Consider the following 19,543-nt stretch of genomic DNA (forward strand, 5'->3'; position numbering starts at 1 on the left):
AGGAAATCGATGGTGAAAAGGGTTGTGATCCTGCTGTTGGTCGCGACGTTGACCGGTTGCGCCGGCAATCGGGACGCCGGGACCGCCGCCGCCGACGCCAATCAGATGGCCACCCTGCCGAGCGGTGCGGCGCTGACGGCCGGGGCGAATCTGCCCGCGGCCAAGCCGCTGGCCACCAAGACCACGCTCAAGGTCGGCATCCCGTCCAAGCTGGAGGTGGAGATCCCGGCGCTGCTCGCCGACGCGGAGGGCGAGTTCGCCAAGGAGAACCTCAGCGTCACCTTCGTGCACGACACGGTGCCCAATCTGCTCACGCTGTTAGGACAGGACAGAATCGATCTCGCGTACGCCGGAGCCCAGGCCCTGGTCTTCAATTCACTGCGCAGGGGCGTCCCGATCCGATGGGTCTCCGGAGTCTCCGCGGGCTCGCCGGATGCCGGTATCTACATGGCGAACAGATATGGTCCGCTCGCGTCGTGGAACCCGGCCACCTTGAAGGGCAAGAATATCGGCGTCAATCCGGGCGGGCTGGCGGCGCCGTCGGAGTACTCGCTCTACGCCGCGCTGACCACCGCGAACCTGAAGCCCACCGACGTCACGATGACCACGTTCGCCGACCCGGCCTCGATGGCACAGGCGCTGGTCAAGGGCACGATCGACGGCGCGACGCTGGGACCGCCGTACACCGCGACGGTCAAGCCGGACGCGTTCCTGGCCCAGGGCGCGACCTCCGGGCTGCAGATCGCCGGGTACTTCGCCACCACCCGCCTGCTCGGCACCAACCGGGACGCCGGGGTCGCGTTCTTCCGCGCACTGGAGCGCACCGTCAACACCCACCTGACCGGGAACTATCATGCCGACGCCGCCGTGATGGCGAAGATCGCGCAGCTGCTCGGCACCACGACCGCGTCCCTCGGCGCCTCGCCCGCCGTGGTCTTCGACTTCGGCGTGCCCGCCGCGTCGCTGCCGCGCCTGCAGGATATGTACCGGTCGGTGCCGGGCACCCTCCAGTACGAGGACACGGTCGAGGCGTCCGAGCTCATCGACCTGTCCCTGGTCGTCGACGCGGCGCAGGGCAGGTGAGCGCGGCCCTCGGCGGCATCCGGGTCCTCGACGCGGCGACCGTGCTCGCCGGCCCGGTCTCCGCCACCCTGCTCGGGGACTTCGGCGCCGACGTCGTCAAGATCGAGGACCCGCGGGGCGGCGACGTCACCCGCCGCGGCGGCCGCTCGCCCGCGTGGCTGCAGGAGGGCCGCAACAAGAAGTCGGTCTGCCTCGACCTGCGTACCGTCGAGGGCCAGGACCTGCTGCACCGCCTGGTCCCGCACTTCGACGTGGTGATCACCAACTTCCGGGTGCCGACCCTGGCCCGCTACCGGATGCTCCCCGGCGACCTCCGCCCGCTCCACCCGCGCGCGGTCCTGCTCTACCTGACCGGTTACGGACTCGACGGGCCGTACCGGGATCGCGGCGCGTTCGACCGGGTGGCCAGCGCGTACAGCGGCCTGACGTACACGACCGGCGAACCGGACCGTCCGCCGGTGCGCAGCGGGTACGCGGTCATCGACTACATGAGCGCCTACCTGGCCGCGTTCTCCGTGGTCACCGCCCTGTACCACCGCGACGTGGCGGGCGGCTCCGGCCAGGTCATCGACCTCGCCCTCTACGAGGCCGGGCTGCGCGCCAGCGAGGACGCGGTACCGGCGCACGGTCTCACCGGCGCGATCCGGGAGCGGCTCGGCAACCGCAATCCGGTCATCGTGCCCGCCTCCGACTTCGTCGCCCGCGACGGCCGCCGCGTCTCGGTGCACGCCGGCAACGACTCGCTCTTCCGCCGCCTGACCACGGTCATGAACCGGCCCGACCTGGCTCACTCTCCGCTCTTCGCCGACGCCGCCTCCCGGGTACGACACCAGGACGAGCTCTATCGCGTCCTCGGCGCCTGGGTGGGCGCCCACTCCGCCGACGAGGTCGTCCGCGTGTTGAGCGACGCCGGCATCCCCGCCTCCCCGATCATGAACGTGGCCGATCTGGTGACCGATCCGCACTGCATCGCGCGGGGTTCGGTGACCACGGTCCCGGACCCGGAGTTCGGCACGGTGCCGATGGTGGCGCCGCTCCCCCGGATGGACACGACGCCGGGTGAGGTGCGGTGGGCGGGCCGTCCCCTGGGCGCCGACACCGAGGAGGTACTGGGTGACCTGCTCGGGATCGCCGTACCGGAGCTGGAAGCATTGCGGTCCAAGGGCATCTGCTGAGGAGGTTTCGTGGAGGACGTTCCGTCTTCTCCCGTGCAGGCGCGACGGCGCCGTGGCCGGGATCGGGCCCGGACCGAGGCCGATCTGCTCGACGCCACCTACGATCTGCTCCAGCGCGACGGCATCTTCGCCGGCCTCAACCTGCAGGAGGTCGCGGAGCGCGCCTCGGTCAACCGCGGCCAGATCTACCAGCTCTTCGGCGACCGCCGCTCCCTGCTGCGCGCCGCCGTGACCCACCGCGCGCGAGAGTGGACCGCCCGGGCGAAGGGCCACTGGGAGTCCGCTTTCGCCCAGCGCCGCCGCTCGATGTTCCGCGACGCCCTGCAGAACCCCGGCGTCTCCACGATCGAGGCCCTGCTCGCCATCGACCGTGACCCGGAGTACCACGCCCTGCCGGAGATCACCCGCACCCGGGTGGCCCTGACCCGCGACCAGGAGTCCGGCGCCCTGCCCCCGGACGCGGACGCGGAGGCGCTGCACGCCTTCACGGTCGCCGCGACGAAGGGCTACGTCCTGTTCCGCGAGTCCCTGGCCCGCGACCTCGGCGTACCGGTCGAGGACCTCGACACCCGCGTCCAGGCCGTCTACGACCGCATGATCGACGACATGGTCCAGCCCCGATGATCCGCTTCCAGTGACCGCGACCATCCGCCCTCACCGGACGGATCGGCCGGCGCCGGCCTACGGGATCCCCTTCACGCGCGCGGCTTCGGCACGAGCCCGCGCCACGATCTCGGTGGCGGTCGCCTCCGCCTCGGCGATACGGTCGGCGGCCTGCTCCTCGGCCAGCGTGAGAATCCCTTCGACCCGCGAACCGAGCCCCTGCAGCGACGGCCGGTCGCGCGCGGGCTCCCTCCCGGTGTCGCGCCCCACCGCCGTACGATCTGCCGCGGCATCCCCGACGAGGTCACGGGTGCGCGAGCGGGCACTGACGACGAGGAGCAGCAGCCCGGCCACGCCCACGACAAGCCCCGGCAGCATCGCCGCCCCACCCACCTGCCCACCGACCGTCACGCCGGCACCGACCCCGGTAAGGCAGAAGCCCCAGCCCTTCATGGCGGCATCCTATCGAGGGCTCACGAGGGCCACCGCCTCCAGCGCGACACCGTTGAAGCCGGCCACTCACCGCGCGGGTTCGAGGTGGCGAGCCGAGTGCTGGATTCTCGGGCAGCGAACGTGCCCCGACGGTCAGGGCAGCCATCTCCTCAACCGGCGGCGGCGGCGGGAACGTGCCGGTGGGGTCTGCTCGGGGGCCCAGCCGGGGGGTAGTGGCCGGGAGACACCCCGGGGAGGCAGCGCCTGCAGTCGGATCGTGTCTCCCGGGCTTCCGGCCACCACCGGGACGCGGGGGCCGGGCCCGGCCGTCCGCATGCTCGCGGCCGCTGCCGCGCCGAGCGCCACCGCGTGTTTCGGGTGGGCGTCGGTCACGATCGGGCGCCCGATCTCCTCGGTGATCATCTGACCGATCAGCGGGATGCGCGACGATCCACCGACGAGCAGCACCGCGGAGAGCTCGCTGACCTCGAACCGGGCGTTGTTCACCGCCCGGACCAGGGCGCCGACGGTGGACTCGATCGGTGCGCGGATCATGGTCTCGAAATCGCGGCGGGAGAGTTCGGCGTGGAGGAGCCGGCCGAGGCGCGGGACCGCGATGGTGGTCGCCATGTCGGCCGACAGCGCCTCCTTGGCCCGCACGCACTCCTGGCGCAGCGTCGCCACGGTGGCCGACGACTCGGTTTCCGGCAGACCGGGGCCGGCCGGCTCGGCGCCGTACCGGAAATCGATCCAATGGGTTATCGCCTCGTCGAAGTCGATGCCGCCGAGCCGTTCGATGCCGTCCGGTTCGCCCGCGATCTCGATGATGCCCCGGCGTTTGCGCAGCACGGTGGCGTCGAAGGATCCGCCGCCCAGGTCGTAGACCGCGACGATGCCGCCCTCGCCGAGGAAGCGGTGCACGCCGTAGTGGGCGGCCGCCGCCTCCGGCTCGGTCAGCACCACGTGGTTGCGCAGGCCGGCGAGCCGGGGAATCTCCTCGAAGAGCTCCCTCCGGTACGGGCCCCAGCCGGCCGGGTGGGTCAGCGCGACCCGGTCCGGCGGTTCGCCCTCCGCCCTGGTGACGGTGTCGAGCACGTCGCGCAGTTGCCCGGCCAGCAGAGCCGTCGCCGGGTAGGGCACACCGCCGAGTGACGCCGGGGTCGGGTCGCCCAGCCGGCGCTTGACATACCGTGCGCCCCGGTGCGGATCGCTCGACATGCACCTCTCGGCCTCAACCCCGAAGATCAAATTCGAGTCTTCGGTACGGTAGACGACCGCCGGGACGACGGCCTCCCGATCGCCCAGAGTGCACATCTCGACGCGGCCGTCGCGGGCGGTCGCGGCGGCCACGAAGGTCGTACCGAGATCGACGCCAAGGTCGTAGCCCATCGGCGCTCCTACGGTGAGTCAGACGACGGGGTGCCACTGCCGAGGGCCCTGGCCGGCTCACCCCGCACGAACAGTGTTCCGCCGGGGCGACCGAACCGTTGGGCGCGTTCCCGCAGCTCACGGACGGACGCGAGGTCGAGATCGATCTCGCCCAGGGCCTGGTGCAGCCGCTCGCCCTCCCCGGCCGAGCGGCGCGACGCGTCGGCGATCGCGGACAGCCGGCGGGACTGGCTCGTCACCGCCTCGCTGAGCCCGGCGTACATCTGCTGCTCGATGGCGCGGATCCCGTCGCGGGTCCGCTTGCTCACGGCCATCCGGAACGCGTCGATCAGCGACCTCAGCGCGGTGGCGCTCTCACCGTTGCGCAGGCTGCGGTGCCGGTGCCTCTCCCCGGCTAGGGCGGCGCCGCCCAGCCCGGCCGCGCCGGCGACCGCGACGGCCGCCGTCAGCCACAGCGGCATCCCGAGGCCGAGGAACCGGGGGACGATGAGGGCGATCATGATGCCGCTGTAGGCCGGCATGAGCACACCGACCAGGCGGGTGACGACCGCCTGCCGTTCGGACAGTGGCCGTGGGCCGCGGTGGATGTGGGCCACCAGTTCCGACGCCGGCTCGAGGTCCAGCTTCGCCGGTGGTACCGGCTCGCTCAGCCCGAGCGCGGCGGCGACCTGCTCGCCGATCTCGCGGGCCGCCGCGCGCAGCGCCCGGTGCACCGCCTCGGTCTCGGCCACGAGCCGCTGCCGCAGCCAGCGGTCGAGGTCGGCGCCGGTCAGCCCCTGCTTCTCGATCGCCTCGGTGCCCTCGTCGAGCAGGGAGCGCAACCAGTTGTGGACGGCGAACTCGATGTCGGACGAGGCCGCCGCCAGGGCATCGCCGAGCGACCGCGGCCACATGCCGGCGCGGTCCTGGAAGTGGCGCAGGCGAACCTCGTCGTACTGCGCCTCGGCGGCGAGCCGGGCCCGGTGGCCGGGGTCGGCCAGGGCCGCGCGACGGCTGCGGAGGTCGATCTCCAGCGACTGCAGGGCGCGCGTCGCCGCTTCGGCGATCGGCGCTGCCGGGTGCCCGGCGGCCAGGTCGGCGGCGGCCATCCGCATCCGGCGTTCGAGATCGGGGCGCGCGTTGGCGACGGCTCCCTGCAGCACCAGGTGGACGACGTCCCGAAGGTCACCCGGGACGATCAGGTCGCTCGGCACGGTCATCGTGGCCTCCGCTCTGTGCCGGTGCCCGGTTCATGCCGGTGCCGGGCGACGGGCCGGTAGCCCACGGCCGAGACCGCGGGCTACCGGCGTACATGGTCAGTGGCAGATCAGGAACGAGTTGTGCTCGTGACCGATCAGACCGTGGCCGAACAGACCGCGACCGCCGTCGTTGCAGTCGTCGAAGCCGCCGAAGCCGCGGTCGTCGCAGTCCCAGCCACGGCCGCCGCCGTGGTGGCCGAAGCCGCCGAAGTCGTCACAGTCGCGGCCGGGCCTACCGTGCCCGCCGAAGCCTCGCCCGTGGCCCCAGCCGCCGCCGTGGCCACGACCCGGGTCGTCACAGTCGTTGCCGCGGCCGTGGGAGCTGTTCCAGCTGTTCATTGCACTTCCTTGCTATCGGGGATTCCTGACGACCGGAGAAGCTCACTTCCCGGTCCTCAGAGGCAACGACGGAGCAGCCTTCGAGGCACCGAGTACAAACGATCACCAAAATCGCCCGGAAAGGCCCATAACCTTTGCCGTACGGGCCGCGTCGAGCGCGACGCCGACGTGCCGAAAGCCCGCGCGGCCGCAAGCCTCCGCCGCCGGTCAAGCGAGCGGAACCGTCATCGCTCCGGGTGATCTCCCAGGTCACTGCCGGGATCATGCTCAGCTTCGGGTCGGCCCTCACCTCGAGGATCCGGCCGCCCTCAACGTCGCGGACGGTGTCGATGGTCAGCGTGCAGTCGTCGTGGACGGAACGGAACAGCTGGCCAGCCGGGGCCGTCTCGCCGTTCGAGGTGGCAGCGCGGCGAGGTCGACGTCGGCGCCGGTCACCGCAGCTGCGGGAACTGGGCGCGCAGGTCGCCGAAGGCCCGGCGATAGCTGTCGCGGCCGTACACAAAGGCGAGGCAGGCCATCACCTCCAGTACGGCCACCAGGGAGTCCTCCTCGGCCGAATGGAACAGCGCGGTGGTCGCCCAGTCCTGGGGTGACTGCTCGTAGGCGCCGTCGGGCGGTGCCGGCACGCTGGTGCGGGGTGGATTCGCCCGCTTGAGCACGCTCCAGCAGTGGCCGGAGTCGTCGAAGGGCGGCGGTGCCGGCTCGCCACGGCGGAATGCGGCGACGGCCGGGGCGAGCTGCGGCAATCCGATCATGCCGGCCTCCTCCAGGCAGCGCAGCGCCGCCCAGGCCGCCACCTGCCGGTGAGTGCGGTCGTCGACCTCGGCCAGCGCGAACTCGAGATCCACGTCGAGCCGGGAGAGCGTGCCAAGGGCAAGGCCTACCCCGACTTCCGCGGTACGCCGCAGTCGAGCGTTCGGCGTACGGTCGCCCCACCGTTCGCGCGCCAGCCGTTCGTTCCGGTCCGCCCTGGCCTGTGCCTTCTCCCGCCGTTCCGATTCGGTCAGTGTGCGCCGCGCCCGGTGCCAGTCGGCCGCGCTCTCGCCGGTCTGCCTGACGATCCGGCCCGGTGCCGCGGCGCCCGGCCAGAACTGCAGGAGATACGAGTCCTGTTCCTCCTCCTCGAAGTCGCGAGCGCAGTAGCGGACCCGGTAGTCGCCGCGCGGCATGGTGAACCCGTGTGCGTCGCCCATCAGCCCGGTCAGCGACAGCCGTTCGGACAGCGCGGTGAACGAGACCTCCACGACCTCCTCCCAGGACGGGTCGAGGGGTGGCTCGGTGTCGTGCAGCTCCAGGCGGAACGGGATGTCTCCGGTGTGCGTACCAACCTGAAGTCGCAGGTAACCCGGCACACTGGCGCCGCACAGTCCGTTGCTCTCGTCGGCCCACGGCTCGTCCGGCTCGACGTCGATGTCATCCCCGCACGCCAGCGACGCCGACCCGTACGAGAGAAAGACGCCCGGCTCGTCGAGCAATATCGTCACCACGGAACCCCGATGCCTCCCCGCGCCCGGCGGCGCCCGATGTCATGATCGCGCACGTCGGGCGGCGGCTCGGTATCGAAAGCATCTTTTTCGTCGGTGCGAGGTTTGAACGGCCGGGGGCAGTGGGCACAAGGGCGCCGCGGTGGATCACATCGGTCGCCGCACCGTCCTGAAAGGCGTCTGCCCCACCCGGCAGCGAACGCGAGGAGCACCATGACCGCCGTCGCCGTCTCCCCCAGCCGTACCGAGGTCGTACCGGAATCGTCAGCAGCGTCGACGGATCAGGCCAACGAGCTGATCGCGGCGATGGCGGCCCTCCCGGCCGGGCACCCGTCCCGGCCCGGGCTCCGGGACCGGACGATCGAGGCCTGGCTGCCCCTGGCCCGCCACCTGGCCAACCGGTACGCCGGCCGCGGCGAGCCCGCCGACGACCTGCAGCAGGTGGCCGTGATGGGCCTGATCAAGGCGGTCGACCGGTTCGACGCGGAGCGCGGCATCGACTTCGCCGGGTTCGCGATCCCGACGATCATCGGCGAGCTCAAGCGGCACTTCCGGGACCGTACCTGGTCGATCCGGGTGCCCCGCCGCCTCCAGGAGCTGCGGCTGGCGATCACCGCCGCGAACAACGACCTCACCCACAGGCTGGACCGCTCCCCCACCGTCGCGGACATCGCCGGGCACCTCGGCATCAGCGAGGAGGAGGTCCTCGAGGGCCTGGAGGGCGCCCGCGCGTACAACTCGACCAGCCTGTCGGTCCCGGTCGGCGCCGAGGGCGAGACCACGCTCGGCGACACCCTGGGCGAGCAGGACAACGGCTTCGAGCTGGCCGAACTGCGCGCCTCGCTCGGCCCGGCCCTGGCCAGCCTGGACGAACGCGAGCAGAAGATCATCAGCCTGCGCTTCTACGGCAACCTCACGCAGAGCGAGATCGCGGTCCGGGTCGGCATCTCCCAGATGCACGTCTCCCGCCTGCTGACCAAGGCCCTCGCCAAGCTCCGCACCCAGATCGACGACACCGCCCTGGTCTGATCCCGGAAGCCCGAGAACGGCCGCCGACGCGACTCGCACCGGCGGCCGTTCCGCGTTCCCGGCCCCCAACCGCCGAGCTCGCCGCCCACAGGTGGCACCCCGCCGTCAGCCGCGCTCCGTGGCCGACGCTGGCTGCCGCCGCCCGGGTGTGGCCGGCGGATCGACCGGATAGGCGATCGCCGCGGTGTCCAGCCGCTCGATCAGCTCGCGTACCTGATCGGTCTCCCTCATCTGACCACCGATGATGGCATTGCGGATGTCTCGCGCACCGACCGCCAGAATCCCCCGGAAACGCCCCAGATGACGGCCCGCGATAACCTCAAATCCTTTCGTGTACGCGTCGGCGGCGCGTTGGGACTCCCCCGCCGCCAGCCAGTTCAGGCCGATGTCGAACAGCGCGATGGCCCGGTCCGGAATCGCCGAGAGCGCCCGCAGCAGAGCATCGTTGGCCTCCGGATGCCGGCCGAGCCGGTACAGGCACCACCCGATCTCGTGGTCCTGAACGGGATCGGTCCGAGCGAGCCCGCGCAGGTGCTCCAGAACGGCCTCGTACCCGCTCTCCGCCTCCTGACGCCGGCCCAGGACCCACAGCACATCGGCGACGCCGCGCTCGGTCGAGGCCTCCCGCTCCTCCAGCCGGCACGCCTCCCGATAGGCCGAGAGGGCCTGTTCCGAGCACTCCGGCATCTGTTCGAGTGCCCAGCCGAGCACCCGGTGCGCATCGGCGTCGGTGGGGTCGGCCTCGATCGCCGCGCGGGCCGCCTCGACCGATCCCGGCCAGTCGGCCACCTCGGCGAGGATCTCGCTGCGCAGCCGGTACAGGGCGCCGTCGGGGCCGTTGGTCAGGGCACGCTCCAGCGTCGCCAGCGCGTCGGTCACCCGATCGCAGCGGCTCTGCACCCAGGCGAGGTCGGCCAGGGCCACGGTGTCCGTCGATACGGCCACGGCCTGCTGGACGTACTCGATGGCCTGTTCCTCGCGTCCCATCGAGAAGTACGCCCAGCCGAGGATGCGCAGGAGTCCCGCATGATCAGGGTTGGTGCTCAGCGACCGCTCGGCGACGTCGACGGCCTCCTCGTACCGGGAGGTGGCGTTGAGGACGCCGGCGTACACCTCCTGAATCGCCTGGTCGTGCGGGTACCGGGCGGCGTGGGCGGCGATCTCCGTCGCCATCGCCTCGGGCGTCGCGGTCCGTGCGAGGCCGTCCCGGAGCCAGGACAGCGCCCAGGAGTCGCCGGGAGCCAGCTCCAGCGCGTGGCGCAGGTCCCGTACGGCCGGCTCGGGACGGTCCAGCCCCATCAACACCGCCCCACGGTTGCTCAGCGACCAGGCGTCGTCCGGGTTCTCGTCGAGCACCCTGTCGAACTCGGCAAGCGCCTCCTCGAAGCGCGACAGCATCCGGTACCCCTCGGCCAGCGCCGCGTGGGCTTCGGTGTTGTCGGGTTGCCCGGCGACGGCGCTCTCCAGATCGGGCAGGGCCTCCGCGGCCCTGTTGAGGGAGGTCAGGATCCGGCCGCGGATGAGGAGGACCTCCGGTACGTCCGGCAGCGCCCCGGCTGCCTGTACGGCCATCTCCAGGCCTTCGTCGTATTCGCCGAGCCGGTACAGCACCTTGGACAGTTCATGGGCGATCAAGGGTTCGCCGGGATTCAGTTCGTGAGCACGGCGTAGCGACCTGGCGGACTCCGTCAAGGCCGGTGGGTCGGAGTTCGCCAGCAACCAGCAGATGTAGCCGCGCAGACGCCAGCCCGGAGCACCGTCGGGGTTCAGCTTGACGGCCTCGTCCACGTGTTCGAGCGCCTGCTGGGAGTCGGCGATCAGGCTGGGCCCCGAGGCCAGTTCGGCGCGGGAATAGTAGGCGATCGCGGCTTCATGCCGGATCCAGGCCGACTGCGGCGCGAGGTCCACGGCCTGGTCGAGGTCGGCGATGGCGTCGTCCAGGCGGCCATCGCTCTTGCGGACGAGGCCACGCCGGCCCCACGCGTACGCGTTGGTGGGATCGAGCCCGAGTGCGAGGTCGAGCGTGTCCTGCGCGAGCACCGGTTCGTCGCGCAGCCGGTACGCCTCACCGAGCAGGGCCTGTGCCATACCGTGGTCGGGTTCACGATCGACGGCCTCGCGAATCAGCTGCGTCGCCAGGTACAGCCAGTCCTCCACCACCTCCGGGCGGTAGTCCAGCAATACGCCGCCGAAGTCGACCAGCGCGGGCACCAGGTCCGGCGTCAGCCGGGCCTCCATCCGGATCAGCCGGTGCATCACGTCCAGCGTCTCGTCGATGTGCGCCGCCGCGAGGTGACTTCTCGCGAGGGCCAGCAGCAGGCCGTCGTGGTCGCGGGCGTGACCCAGCGCCCGCGTGTACGCGGCGATCGCGCGCTCCGGCAGTCCCATCTCGGTCAGGACCGCCCCGGCTCGTGCCCAGGCCGCCGCGATGGCATCGCTGTCCTCCGAGCGCAGCTCAACGAGGTGGGCCGCGGCCTCGCCGATCTGCCAATCGTGCGGGAACAGCCGTGCGGCGTCCTCGATCACCCGCCGCGCCCGGTGCTGTTCGCCGTGCCGGTCCAGTGCCAGCGCGAAGCATCGCCGGCAGTCGGATGTGGCGACACCGAGTGTCAACGTGCGCCGCAGCACCGGCTCGGCCCGTGTGACGTCGCCGCTGAGCAACAGCGCGCAGCCGAACTCGGTGACGTGATCACGCCGCCCGGACACGCCGGGCCCGGCCCTGTCGAACGCCTCGACCGCACGTATCCAATGGTCGGCGTCATCGATGCCGGTACGCCGGCACCGTGCCAGCCCGGCGAGCGTGATCGCCGACCCGATCACCGCCGCGAGATCGGGCGCCGTGCCCTCGGACAGGTCGGACAGGTCGGCGTGGAGTCGTTCCACCGGCTGGTCGTCACCGGCCAGGTAGGCGAGACGCGCCGCTGCCAGACGTTGCGGCAGGGTGTCCGTGGCACCGGACGCGTGGTCAACCGAGAGTGCCATGGCCGGTCTTCCTGGCTGTCGAGGTTCCCCGGCTGCGGTTGCCGCCACGGCTCGCCACGGCCGAACGCCGGCGCGGCGTCCACATCCGCTTGGCGGCCTGGGCGATCTCGGCGCCCGATGCCGGGTCGCCCGACCGCTCCAACCACACCGCCCAGGCCGCGTTGAGCAGTCCACGCACGGTCGGCCGGATACCGGTCGGGCCCTCGCTCCTGCTCCCGCTGGTCAGCGCGGTGTAAGGCCCGCGGGCTTCCTCTTCCCAGAGCTTCGGGCCGAAGGCCGACGGGGTGGCGAGGTTGCGCAACGAGCCGAGGATGTGGGTGGTGTAGCGGGCCAGGCTGGCCGGGTCAGCGGGCTCGACAGCGCCGTCGCGTTCGCGCACCGCGGCCTGCCAGCACTGGTCGACCACGTCGATGAGCGCACCGTAGGTACCGCCGTCGCTCAGCGACCGCAACACCGTCAGGATCACCTGAACCCGGTCAGCCTCGGGTGCTTCGTCGCCGGTCGGCGCCCGGCCGGCCGGGCGGACCGATGGCGGCGTCCGGCCCCGGGCGCCGTCCGGCTCGGTCGTCGGCCCATCGGCCGGGCGGACCGTACCGGCCGGTGGCCGGACCCGCAGGAGCACGGCGGCACACGCGTACGCCGGTCCCAGCGCGTAGGCCGCATAGGCGTGCGCAACCAGCGAACGGGCGCCGGGTCGTTCGCTCTCGGCGGCCAGCAACTCGCGGGCCGCGGAGGAGGTGTGGCTCCAGTGCACCCCGGCGTCGTAGCCGAGCAGCGGCACATCCCAGATCGCCCACTCGGGGAACCAGAGTTTGACGAGGCTCCCCGGCAGTGGGCGCGTCGCCGCGTCGCTGATGTCGGCGGGACGGGCCGGCACCGCACGCAGGGTGGTGGCGACGTCCAACTCCTTGATCAGGGCATCGGTGAGTTCACTGATCCGGTCGTCGAGACCGTTGTCCCGCAGGGTCAGACCGGCGAGCATGTCGACGTAGTCCACGAAGACGGCGCGGCCGTCCGTGTCGAGCAGCACCTCCATCTCGCTCCAGAGCGTGGCACGCGTCTTCACCCCTTTGAGCAGATCCGTCTGCATCCCTGCGACCAGGCCGTCGATACGGTTACACCGCCCGTTGATCTCCTCGGTGTCCCCCAACGCGATCATGGCTTGGTTCAGGTCGTCGAGGCTCCGGCCCATCGTGATGATGTCCTCGTGCACGTCGGCCAGCAGGCTGGTGAACGCGGCCAGCCAGCGGGGACCGTCCGGGTCCGGCCAGTCCTTCCCGAGGCGTTTCTCCACCGACCGGGGAATCTCGAAACCGTCGAGCGCCTCCGACACCTCGTCGTTGCGACTCATCTCGTCGGCGAGGTCGATGAGCATCTTGCGTGCTCCGGCCAGGCCGGTACTGATGTCGGCGCCCATGTGCAGCAGCTGGCTGACGCGCTGCTGGCGGCGGGCCGCGGTCTCGACGATCTTCGTGACCTGGGCCATGTCCTCACGCAGTTCGTTGAGCCGGATCCGCAGCAGATCAGGTCTCGCCGTCATACGACCCTCCTCAGCCCGTCACCGAGGCGACGGCACGTAGTGCTTGCGCGCCGATCCGCGTCAGCGTCACCGAATCCGTCCCGCCGTGCACGACCCGCCACCGCCAGATCGCGCCGATCACCTCGACCGGTGTCGCCGTCGTCGCCCGGCCCGTGAGCAGGTCACCGATCAGCGCGTCGTGGTTGGCCGCCGCGTCGTAGCGCAGTCTCGGCGGCGCGTTGCGGTCCAGCTGGTCGACGAACGCGGCCGCCTGCCGGGCCGCGGCCCGCTCCATGGACCCGTCCGGTGGTTCGTCCCCGCTCACCGCCGACCAATAGCAGGCGAGCAGCCGGTCGGCGTCGTGGCGATACGCGCCGGCCTCCAACGGGCTCTCCAACCGGTCCGCGATCGCCCGCAGGCTCGCCACCATCGTCCAGATCCGCCGCGACCAGGTCGGATGCGTCGGTGACGGTTCATCGAGGATCCGATCCGGCCGGGCCCGCAGCGTGATCACGGCCAGCGGGTACGCCACACCCAACGCGTACGTGGCGAAGACGTCGGCGAACAACTCTCCGGCATGCCGGTAGGCCTGATCGTGATCACGGCCGCCGGTGGACCGGTCGACCGCGGCCTCCTGAGCCAGGAGGTCGAGCACCGGGCGCAGGTTGCGGTCCCCCGGCCCCGGCAGCGCATCGGCGACGAGGTGGCCCACCTCGTGCACGAGGATGGGTAGACCCCATACGCCGACGTCCGGGAACCGGATCCGGATCAGGCCCACCAACCGTTCGAACCGCTCCGCGCCGGCCATCGACAGCAGGGCGCCGTGATCGATCCCGGTCGTGTCCACCACCGTGTCGAGCAGCCGCTCGGCGGCCGCCGTCACGTCGCGGAACAGGGGATGGCCGCGCAGCAGGCCGCCTTCCAGCACACCGAGCGCAGCGTGCTGGACATCCCTGATCCCTCCCTCGCGAAGCCGCTGCAGTCCCGCCCAGTCCTCCTCTCTGAGCTCCTGCAGCTCACGGACGCGCTCGCGCAGCAGCACCGTGAACGTGTCACGCACACGAGCGCTCGTGGCGCCGAACTGCTCGACGGCCAGCGCCGCGTCCAGGTGCCGCAGCTCGGCGACCTCCTCGCTCACCTGATCGCGGAACCAGCTCTGCGGAGTGGAGGCGATCACGGCGTCTGCGCCACCCTCCGGATGATCGTCCGGACCCCGCGCACCCAGCCCAGCGCCGGCAACGTGTCCATGTAGTCCAGCGCCAGCGCCACCACGAGCGCCCCCAGCGTCAGCTCGGCACCGAGCAGAACGGCACCCAGATGCGGCACCGTCAGCCCGATCATCGTGACCGCGCCGAGTCCGGTGATCGCGGTCTGGGCCAGCGCCACCATCTCCATCGTCCCGGTGAACCCGGCAGCCAACGCCGTCAGCGCGTCCGACGCCGCGTCGAGCCGGGGCACCTCCAGGCCCGGCAGCCCGATGATCGCACCGGTCTCGGTCTTGACCTTCGCCACACCGAGCAGCCCGCCCACCGCGGCCGCCGAGACACCGAGAGCACCCACCCGCCCCGCCAGCTCGGTCAACCGCTGCTGGACCTCGCCGACCCAGTCGCCACGCACCAGACGGTGCAGCGCCCCCAGTGCGGCCGCGACGGCACGCAGACCCACCTGGACCAGCCGGTTACCGACCTGGTCGAGCCGGAGTCGCTCATCGACCTGCTCCCATGCCCGTCGCACGGCCTCCGGCGCGAGTCCCGAGAGACCCTGAAGCGGACGTCCCAATGCATCCGCCGTCCGCTCGGCGATCACCCCGAGGGTCTCGTCGCAGGCCTGGGCGAACGCCGCCACGGCGGTCGCCTGATCCGCCGAATGCCGGCGTTGCGGCGCGAACCCCTGCACCCCGCCGGCACGGCCCGAATCCAGCGTCCCCACTATGACGCTCAGCCCGTCGACCGCCTCGTCGAACCCGTCGACCCGCACCGGCGCGGTCTCACCGGTCATCGCGGCGGCCGCCAACGCGACTTCCCCGATCCTCAGCTGGGCGGCCACCAGCCCGAGGACCTCTGCCGGCCGCTCGGGCCCGGCCGTCACACCCGCGCCCGGTGGTACGAAGCCGCTCACCTCGACGCGGGACAGGTCGGCGAGCCGGTACTCGATCGTCGCGGCGAGCCGGTCGGCGGCCTCCGCCGTCGCCGGGACGTCCCTCCGGGCGTCGCTGAACTCCCGGCTCGCCCGCACCACCGCGATCGCGGACCGGATCACCCGTTCTGTGCTGATCTCACGCACGCTCATGACGGCTCCACCGTGACGAGAAGCTGCCGATCATCCTGTCACCAGCCCCGGACATGCGAAACCGTTGACACTGTCAGATCGAGGTCGCACCTCTCGCCGTCATGAGGGCAGCTCGCCGGTGAGGTAGCGCCGCACCGCCGGGTGGCCCACTCGTTGGTCACCACCGAGCGCCGCAGGGCGTGGGCGGCCGCACCGGCCGGGGAGTCCCCGAGGTCGAGCACGGTCCGGATCAGGCCCACGCCTCCCGGGCCGCGACGAGGATGGCCTCGCGGGTGTCGGGTGTTCCGGGGCGGCGCCCGCTGCGTCCCGCCACGATCGGGCTCAGATGACGTCGCGGCGGCGGAAGCCGGCGAACCCGACGACGGTGAAGAGCACGGTCACCGCGCCGACCCAGGCCAGTCCCGACCAGTCCACGCCGGCGGCGGTGACGGTGGGTACGTGCCAGAGCGGGCTGATGCCGAGGATCCAGTCCCAGAGCTTGAAGAGCGGGCCGAGCAGGGTGAGCGCGAACGTGAGCACCACGCCGAGCCAGCCGATCAGCCGGATCTCGGGGCGAGCGCCGACCGCGGCGAGGGCGAGCGCGATGATCGTCCAGACCGCCGGGATGGTGGCGAGCGCCTGGCGGATCACGTCACCGGGTGCGGCGGCGATCAGGCCGATCACGGTGCCGGCGGTCAGCAGGCCGAGCGCCGGGGCGACGAACGCGAAGATCGCGTTGCTGGCCAGGTACTTCGCGCGGCTCAGGGATCCGGCGAGCAGCGGCTCGACCCGGAAGTCGATCTCCTCGGCGTAGACCCGCATGACGATCTGCACCCCGAAGACGGCGGCGATGATGCCGACCAGCTGCAGGATGGTGACCAGGAAGCCGAAGACCGGGTCGGCTCCGGCGGCGATCAGGGCGCTGGTCGCCGGGTTGCTCGCGAAGACGTCGCCGACCGAGGTGGCCAGGTTCCCGAAGACCAGGCCGAGGGCGGCGAACGCGATCAGCCAGGAGATCAGCGAGGCCCGGTTGATCCGGAACGCGAGACCCCAGGCCGAGGTGACCAGGCCGCCGCGGGCCGGGCCGCGCCGTGGGGCGATCATGCCGAGGCCGAAGTCGCGGCGGGCGTGCAGGGCGAGGGCGACCGCGGCGAGCACGACCGCCAGGCCGACGGCGAGCAGCAGCGGCCCGGCGTTGTTGCCGCTGGCCGGGCGGACCTCCTCCAGCCAGCCGAGCGGGGTCAGCCACCGGGTCCAGGCGGTCGACTCGCTGGCGTCGAGGTAGCCGCGGACGAGGAACGCGACGCCGAGGGTGCCGACCGCGATGCTGTTGGCGGCGCGGGCGTCCGAGCCGATCTGCGCCGCGATGCCGCCCACCCCGGCGAACATCAGCCCGGAGGCGGTGAAGGTGACCGAGAGCGCGAGCGAGTTCGCCCAGCCGCCGCCGCAGGCCACGGTGAGCAGCCAGGAGACCACGCCGAGCGCGATCGAGGCGAGCACCGCCATCATCATCGCCACGGCGAGCCGGGTCTGCCGGCCCATCACGCCGGAGGCGAGCAGTTCGGCCTGGCCGGAGTCCTCGTCGGCGCGACTGTTCCGGATCACGATGAAGATCGCCATCAGGGCCGCGAAGAAGGCTCCCAGAGCACCCGCGCGCCAGGCGTTGAACCCGTCGGCGGTCATCAGATCCCGGGCCGGTCCGAAGATCAGGCTCAGCGCGGGATTGGCACCGAGCGTCGCCGACAATTCCCATCTCTCCGGTACGCCCGGGAAGACCCACGCGTACGCCAGAACCGAAGAGGCTGACAGCGCGCTGATCAGCGCGACCCACGGACCGATGTTGCGGGCGTCCTGCTTGAGAGCGGCGTGCAGCAGCGGCCGCGCGCCGGTGAGGGTCTGGTTCATGCCGCGCCGCCCTCGGTGGCCGTGGTGTACTGCCGCAGGAACAGCTCCTCGAGCGAGGGCGGTGCCACGGTCAGCGAGGTGAGCGGGTAGCGACCGAGTTCGGTCATCGCGGCGCTGAGCTGGCCGGCGTCGACGGTCCCGGTGAACCGGCCGTCCCGCAGGGTGGCGTCGTGGATGGCGGTGAGGCCGTCCAGGGTGGGCGGGGCCTCGGCGAAGACCGCGTGGACCGTGGTGCGGGTGCGCCAGCGCAGCTGGTCGAGGGTGCCGGTCTCGACGATCTTCCCGGACCGGATGATGCTGATCCGGTCGGCGAGCGCCTCGGCCTCGCTCAGGATGTGGCTGGAGAGCAGGACGCTGCGGCCCTTCGCCTTCTCCTTGGCGATCTCCTCCTGGAAGATCGCCTCCATCAGCGGGTCCAGTCCCGAGGTCGGCTCGTCGAGGATCAGCAGGTCGACGTCGGAGGCGAGCGCGGCGACCAGGGCCACCTTCTGCCGGTTGCCCTTGGAGTACTGCCGGCCGCGCTTGGTCGGGTCCAGCTCGAACCGCTCGATCAGCTCCTCGCGGCGGGCCTCGTCCAGGCCGCCGCGCAGCCTGCCGAGCAGGTCGATCGCCTCGCCGCCGGTCATCCCGGGCCAGAGGGTGACGTCGCCGGGGACGTACGCCAAGCGGCGGTGAAGCGTGACGGTGTCCCGCCAGGGATCGCCGCCGAGGATGCGGACCTGCCCGGCGTTCGCCTTGACCAGGCCGAGCAGGACCCGGATGGTGGTCGACTTGCCGGCGCCGTTCGGCCCGAGGAAGCCGTGCACCTCGCCCGCTTCGACATGCAGGTCCAGGCCGTCGAGGGCCCGGAACGAGCCGAACGACTTGACCAGCCCTTCCACTTCGATGACCGCGCTCATGACTAGTGCCCCTTCGAGGGAATTCTACGCTTGATGAGTTCACCCTCACGGTAAATTCCACGGACGTAGAAGTCAACGGGCGATGAGATACCCGACCGGCTTGTTAGGGTCGGGAACCGTGGAACCGGAAAACCGCCGCACCGCGGGCCGCCGCGCCGGCGACAGCGGCACCCGCGCGGCGATCCTGGACGCCGCGCGCGAGCAGTTCGCCGCCAAGGGCTACGACGGCGCGTCCCTGCGGGTGATCGCGGCCTCGGCGGGGGTGGACACCGGCCTGATCCGGCACTTCTACGGCAGCAAGGACGACCTCTTCGACGCCGCCCTGGAGATCCCGCAGGAGTTCACCCAGCAGCTCGCCCGGGCGATCACCGGCGACCCGGAGCACGCGGGCGCACGCCTCGTCGAGACGTACCTGAGCCTCTGGGAGAACCCGGCCAGTTCCGGCGCGCTGCTCGCGATCGTCCGCTCCGCGATCGTCTCCGACCGCGCGGCCGACCGCTTCCAGGCGATGCTGACCGCCCGCTTCCTCGCCGATCTGGCCCCGTATCTCGGCGGCGGCGACGGTCCGGCGCGGGCGGCGATCGCGGGCGCGCACCTGCTCGGGATCGCGATCGCCCGCTACGTGGTGCGCATCGGCCCGATGGCCGAATTCGATCGGGCCACGCTGATCGCCTGGTGCGCCCCGACGATCCAGCGCTACCTCACCGGCCCGCTGGACTGATCAGACGGCCTCCTCGATCAGCGCCCGGATGCGCAGCGGCATCTCCTCGTTCAGCGAGATCACCGTGTTGGTGCGGACCACGCCCGGTACCGCGAGGAAGGCGTTGGTGATGCGGTGCAGATCGGCGGTGTCCCGCGCGACGACCTTGACCAGTAGGTCGGCCTCGCCGGTGGTCGAGTGCATCTCGATCACCTCGGGGACGTCCCGCAGCGCGTCGGTGGCGCCCCGGGCGGTGTCCTGGCTGACCGCGATGGAGACGAAAGCCACCAGGGTACGGCCGAGCAGCGCCGGATCGACCCGGCGACTGAACTCACGGATCACCCCCGACTGCTGCATCCGCTGCAGCCTGGCGTGCAGGGTGTTGCGGGCGATGCCGAGGCGCTGGGCCAGTGCCAGGCTGGTCGCGTCCGGCTGATCGTCCACGGCCAGGAGGATACGGGCGTCGAGGCTGTCCATACTGAGCATCCTGACACCATT

At 71.7% G+C, this 19,543-nt stretch carries 16 protein-coding genes and 2 pseudogenes; 5 read left to right on the forward strand and 13 right to left on the reverse strand.

What is annotated here, in order from left to right; genetic code table 11:
* Positions 1-9: 9 nt before the first annotated feature.
* The 3 genes from AB0M08_RS38085 to AB0M08_RS38095 are packed head-to-tail and all read left to right on the forward strand — an operon-like array spanning position 10 to position 2,882.
* Entirely contained in the window at positions 10-1,083 is a 1,074-nt protein-coding gene (locus AB0M08_RS38085) for a hypothetical protein (protein ID WP_364504630.1), read from the forward strand.
* The gene (locus AB0M08_RS38090; RefSeq protein ID WP_364504632.1) at positions 1,080-2,258 is read left to right on the forward strand and encodes a CoA transferase; all 1,179 of its coding nucleotides are present in this window, start codon (positions 1,080-1,082) and stop codon (positions 2,256-2,258) included. Before AB0M08_RS38085 ends, AB0M08_RS38090 begins: the two co-directional genes overlap by 4 nt.
* Positions 2,259-2,267: 9 nt before the next feature.
* Entirely contained in the window at positions 2,268-2,882 is a 615-nt protein-coding gene (locus AB0M08_RS38095; protein ID WP_364504634.1) for a TetR/AcrR family transcriptional regulator, read from the forward strand.
* 75 nt (positions 2,883-2,957) lie between these two features.
* On the opposite strand, the pseudogene AB0M08_RS38100 reads toward AB0M08_RS38095, so the two are convergent.
* From AB0M08_RS38100 to AB0M08_RS38120, 5 genes and pseudogenes are all read right to left on the reverse strand, one after another.
* Positions 2,958-3,098 (reverse strand): annotated as a pseudogene (locus AB0M08_RS38100) (cell division protein DivIVA); the annotation flags it as partial.
* A gap of 348 nt (positions 3,099-3,446) precedes the next feature.
* A complete protein-coding gene (locus AB0M08_RS38105) occupies positions 3,447-4,682 on the reverse strand; it encodes an Hsp70 family protein (RefSeq protein WP_364504636.1) in 1,236 nt (411 codons plus the stop codon).
* 8 nt (positions 4,683-4,690) lie between these two features.
* The gene (locus AB0M08_RS38110) at positions 4,691-5,881 is read right to left on the reverse strand and encodes a hypothetical protein (RefSeq protein ID WP_364504638.1); all 1,191 of its coding nucleotides are present in this window, start codon (positions 5,879-5,881) and stop codon (positions 4,691-4,693) included.
* Between the two features lie 96 nt (positions 5,882-5,977).
* A complete protein-coding gene (locus AB0M08_RS38115; protein WP_364504640.1) occupies positions 5,978-6,259 on the reverse strand; it encodes a hypothetical protein in 282 nt (93 codons plus the stop codon).
* A gap of 431 nt (positions 6,260-6,690) precedes the next feature.
* Positions 6,691-7,743, reverse strand: coding sequence for a hypothetical protein (locus AB0M08_RS38120; protein ID WP_364504642.1), 1,053 nt, complete (start codon positions 7,741-7,743; stop codon positions 6,691-6,693).
* Positions 7,744-7,956: 213 nt separating this feature from the next.
* Here AB0M08_RS38120 and AB0M08_RS38125 point away from each other — a divergent pair, with 213 nt between their 5' ends.
* A complete protein-coding gene (locus AB0M08_RS38125; RefSeq protein WP_364504644.1) occupies positions 7,957-8,772 on the forward strand; it encodes a SigB/SigF/SigG family RNA polymerase sigma factor in 816 nt (271 codons plus the stop codon).
* Positions 8,773-8,877: 105 nt separating this feature from the next.
* Here the strand turns inward: AB0M08_RS38125 and AB0M08_RS38130 are convergent, their stop codons facing one another.
* The 7 genes and pseudogenes from AB0M08_RS38130 to AB0M08_RS38160 all read right to left on the reverse strand — a co-directional run bounded on the left by AB0M08_RS38130 (position 8,878) and on the right by AB0M08_RS38160 (position 18,345).
* Positions 8,878-11,754 carry a tetratricopeptide repeat protein gene (locus AB0M08_RS38130; protein WP_364504646.1) on the reverse strand — a complete coding sequence of 959 codons (2,877 nt, stop codon included), beginning with the start codon at positions 11,752-11,754 and terminating at the stop codon, positions 8,878-8,880.
* Positions 11,738-13,294 (reverse strand): hypothetical protein, encoded by a 1,557-nt coding sequence (locus tag AB0M08_RS38135; RefSeq protein WP_364504648.1) that lies wholly within the window; start codon positions 13,292-13,294, stop codon positions 11,738-11,740. The genes AB0M08_RS38130 and AB0M08_RS38135 overlap by 17 nt, the downstream gene beginning before the upstream one ends.
* Before the next feature lie 10 nt (positions 13,295-13,304).
* Positions 13,305-14,450, reverse strand: coding sequence for a hypothetical protein (locus AB0M08_RS38140; protein WP_364504649.1), 1,146 nt, complete (start codon positions 14,448-14,450; stop codon positions 13,305-13,307).
* Positions 14,447-15,562 carry a hypothetical protein gene (locus AB0M08_RS38145; protein WP_364504651.1) on the reverse strand — a complete coding sequence of 372 codons (1,116 nt, stop codon included), beginning with the start codon at positions 15,560-15,562 and terminating at the stop codon, positions 14,447-14,449. The genes AB0M08_RS38140 and AB0M08_RS38145 overlap by 4 nt, the downstream gene beginning before the upstream one ends.
* 232 nt (positions 15,563-15,794) lie before the next feature.
* Positions 15,795-15,875, reverse strand: a pseudogene (locus AB0M08_RS38150) (TetR/AcrR family transcriptional regulator); the annotation flags it as partial.
* A gap of 8 nt (positions 15,876-15,883) precedes the next feature.
* Positions 15,884-17,446 (reverse strand): multidrug ABC transporter permease, encoded by a 1,563-nt coding sequence (locus AB0M08_RS38155; protein WP_364504653.1) that lies wholly within the window; start codon positions 17,444-17,446, stop codon positions 15,884-15,886.
* On the reverse strand, positions 17,443-18,345 hold the full coding sequence (locus AB0M08_RS38160; protein WP_364504655.1) for an ABC transporter ATP-binding protein: 903 nt from the start codon (positions 18,343-18,345) through the stop codon (positions 17,443-17,445). Before AB0M08_RS38160 ends, AB0M08_RS38155 begins: the two co-directional genes overlap by 4 nt.
* Before the next feature lie 118 nt (positions 18,346-18,463).
* Here AB0M08_RS38160 and AB0M08_RS38165 point away from each other — a divergent pair, with 118 nt between their 5' ends.
* The gene (locus AB0M08_RS38165; protein ID WP_364504657.1) at positions 18,464-19,066 is read left to right on the forward strand and encodes a TetR family transcriptional regulator; all 603 of its coding nucleotides are present in this window, start codon (positions 18,464-18,466) and stop codon (positions 19,064-19,066) included.
* Here AB0M08_RS38165 and AB0M08_RS38170 read toward each other — a convergent pair whose 3' ends face one another.
* Positions 19,067-19,531, reverse strand: coding sequence for an Lrp/AsnC family transcriptional regulator (locus AB0M08_RS38170; RefSeq protein WP_364504659.1), 465 nt, complete (start codon positions 19,529-19,531; stop codon positions 19,067-19,069).
* Between the last annotated feature and the right edge of the window lie 12 nt (positions 19,532-19,543).

Origin of the sequence: Actinoplanes sp. NPDC051851 (assembly GCF_040681165.1) — a bacterium.
Classification (GTDB): Bacteria; Actinomycetota; Actinomycetes; order Mycobacteriales; family Micromonosporaceae; genus Actinoplanes.

Coding starts and splice junctions, on each gene's coding strand:
- AB0M08_RS38085 (WP_364504630.1), top strand. CDS start 10: ATGGTGAAAAGGGTTGTGATCCTGCTGTTGGTCGCGACGTTGACCGGT.
- AB0M08_RS38105 (WP_364504636.1), bottom strand. CDS start 4,682: ATGGGCTACGACCTTGGCGTCGATCTCGGTACGACCTTCGTGGCCGCC.
- AB0M08_RS38110 (WP_364504638.1), bottom strand. CDS start 5,881: ATGACCGTGCCGAGCGACCTGATCGTCCCGGGTGACCTTCGGGACGTC.
- AB0M08_RS38115 (WP_364504640.1), bottom strand. CDS start 6,259: ATGAACAGCTGGAACAGCTCCCACGGCCGCGGCAACGACTGTGACGAC.
- AB0M08_RS38125 (WP_364504644.1), top strand. CDS start 7,957: ATGACCGCCGTCGCCGTCTCCCCCAGCCGTACCGAGGTCGTACCGGAA.
- AB0M08_RS38130 (WP_364504646.1), bottom strand. CDS start 11,754: ATGGCACTCTCGGTTGACCACGCGTCCGGTGCCACGGACACCCTGCCG.
- AB0M08_RS38135 (WP_364504648.1), bottom strand. CDS start 13,294: ATGACGGCGAGACCTGATCTGCTGCGGATCCGGCTCAACGAACTGCGT.
- AB0M08_RS38145 (WP_364504651.1), bottom strand. CDS start 15,562: ATGAGCGTGCGTGAGATCAGCACAGAACGGGTGATCCGGTCCGCGATC.
- AB0M08_RS38155 (WP_364504653.1), bottom strand. CDS start 17,446: ATGAACCAGACCCTCACCGGCGCGCGGCCGCTGCTGCACGCCGCTCTC.
- AB0M08_RS38160 (WP_364504655.1), bottom strand. CDS start 18,345: ATGAGCGCGGTCATCGAAGTGGAAGGGCTGGTCAAGTCGTTCGGCTCG.
- AB0M08_RS38170 (WP_364504659.1), bottom strand. CDS start 19,531: ATGCTCAGTATGGACAGCCTCGACGCCCGTATCCTCCTGGCCGTGGAC.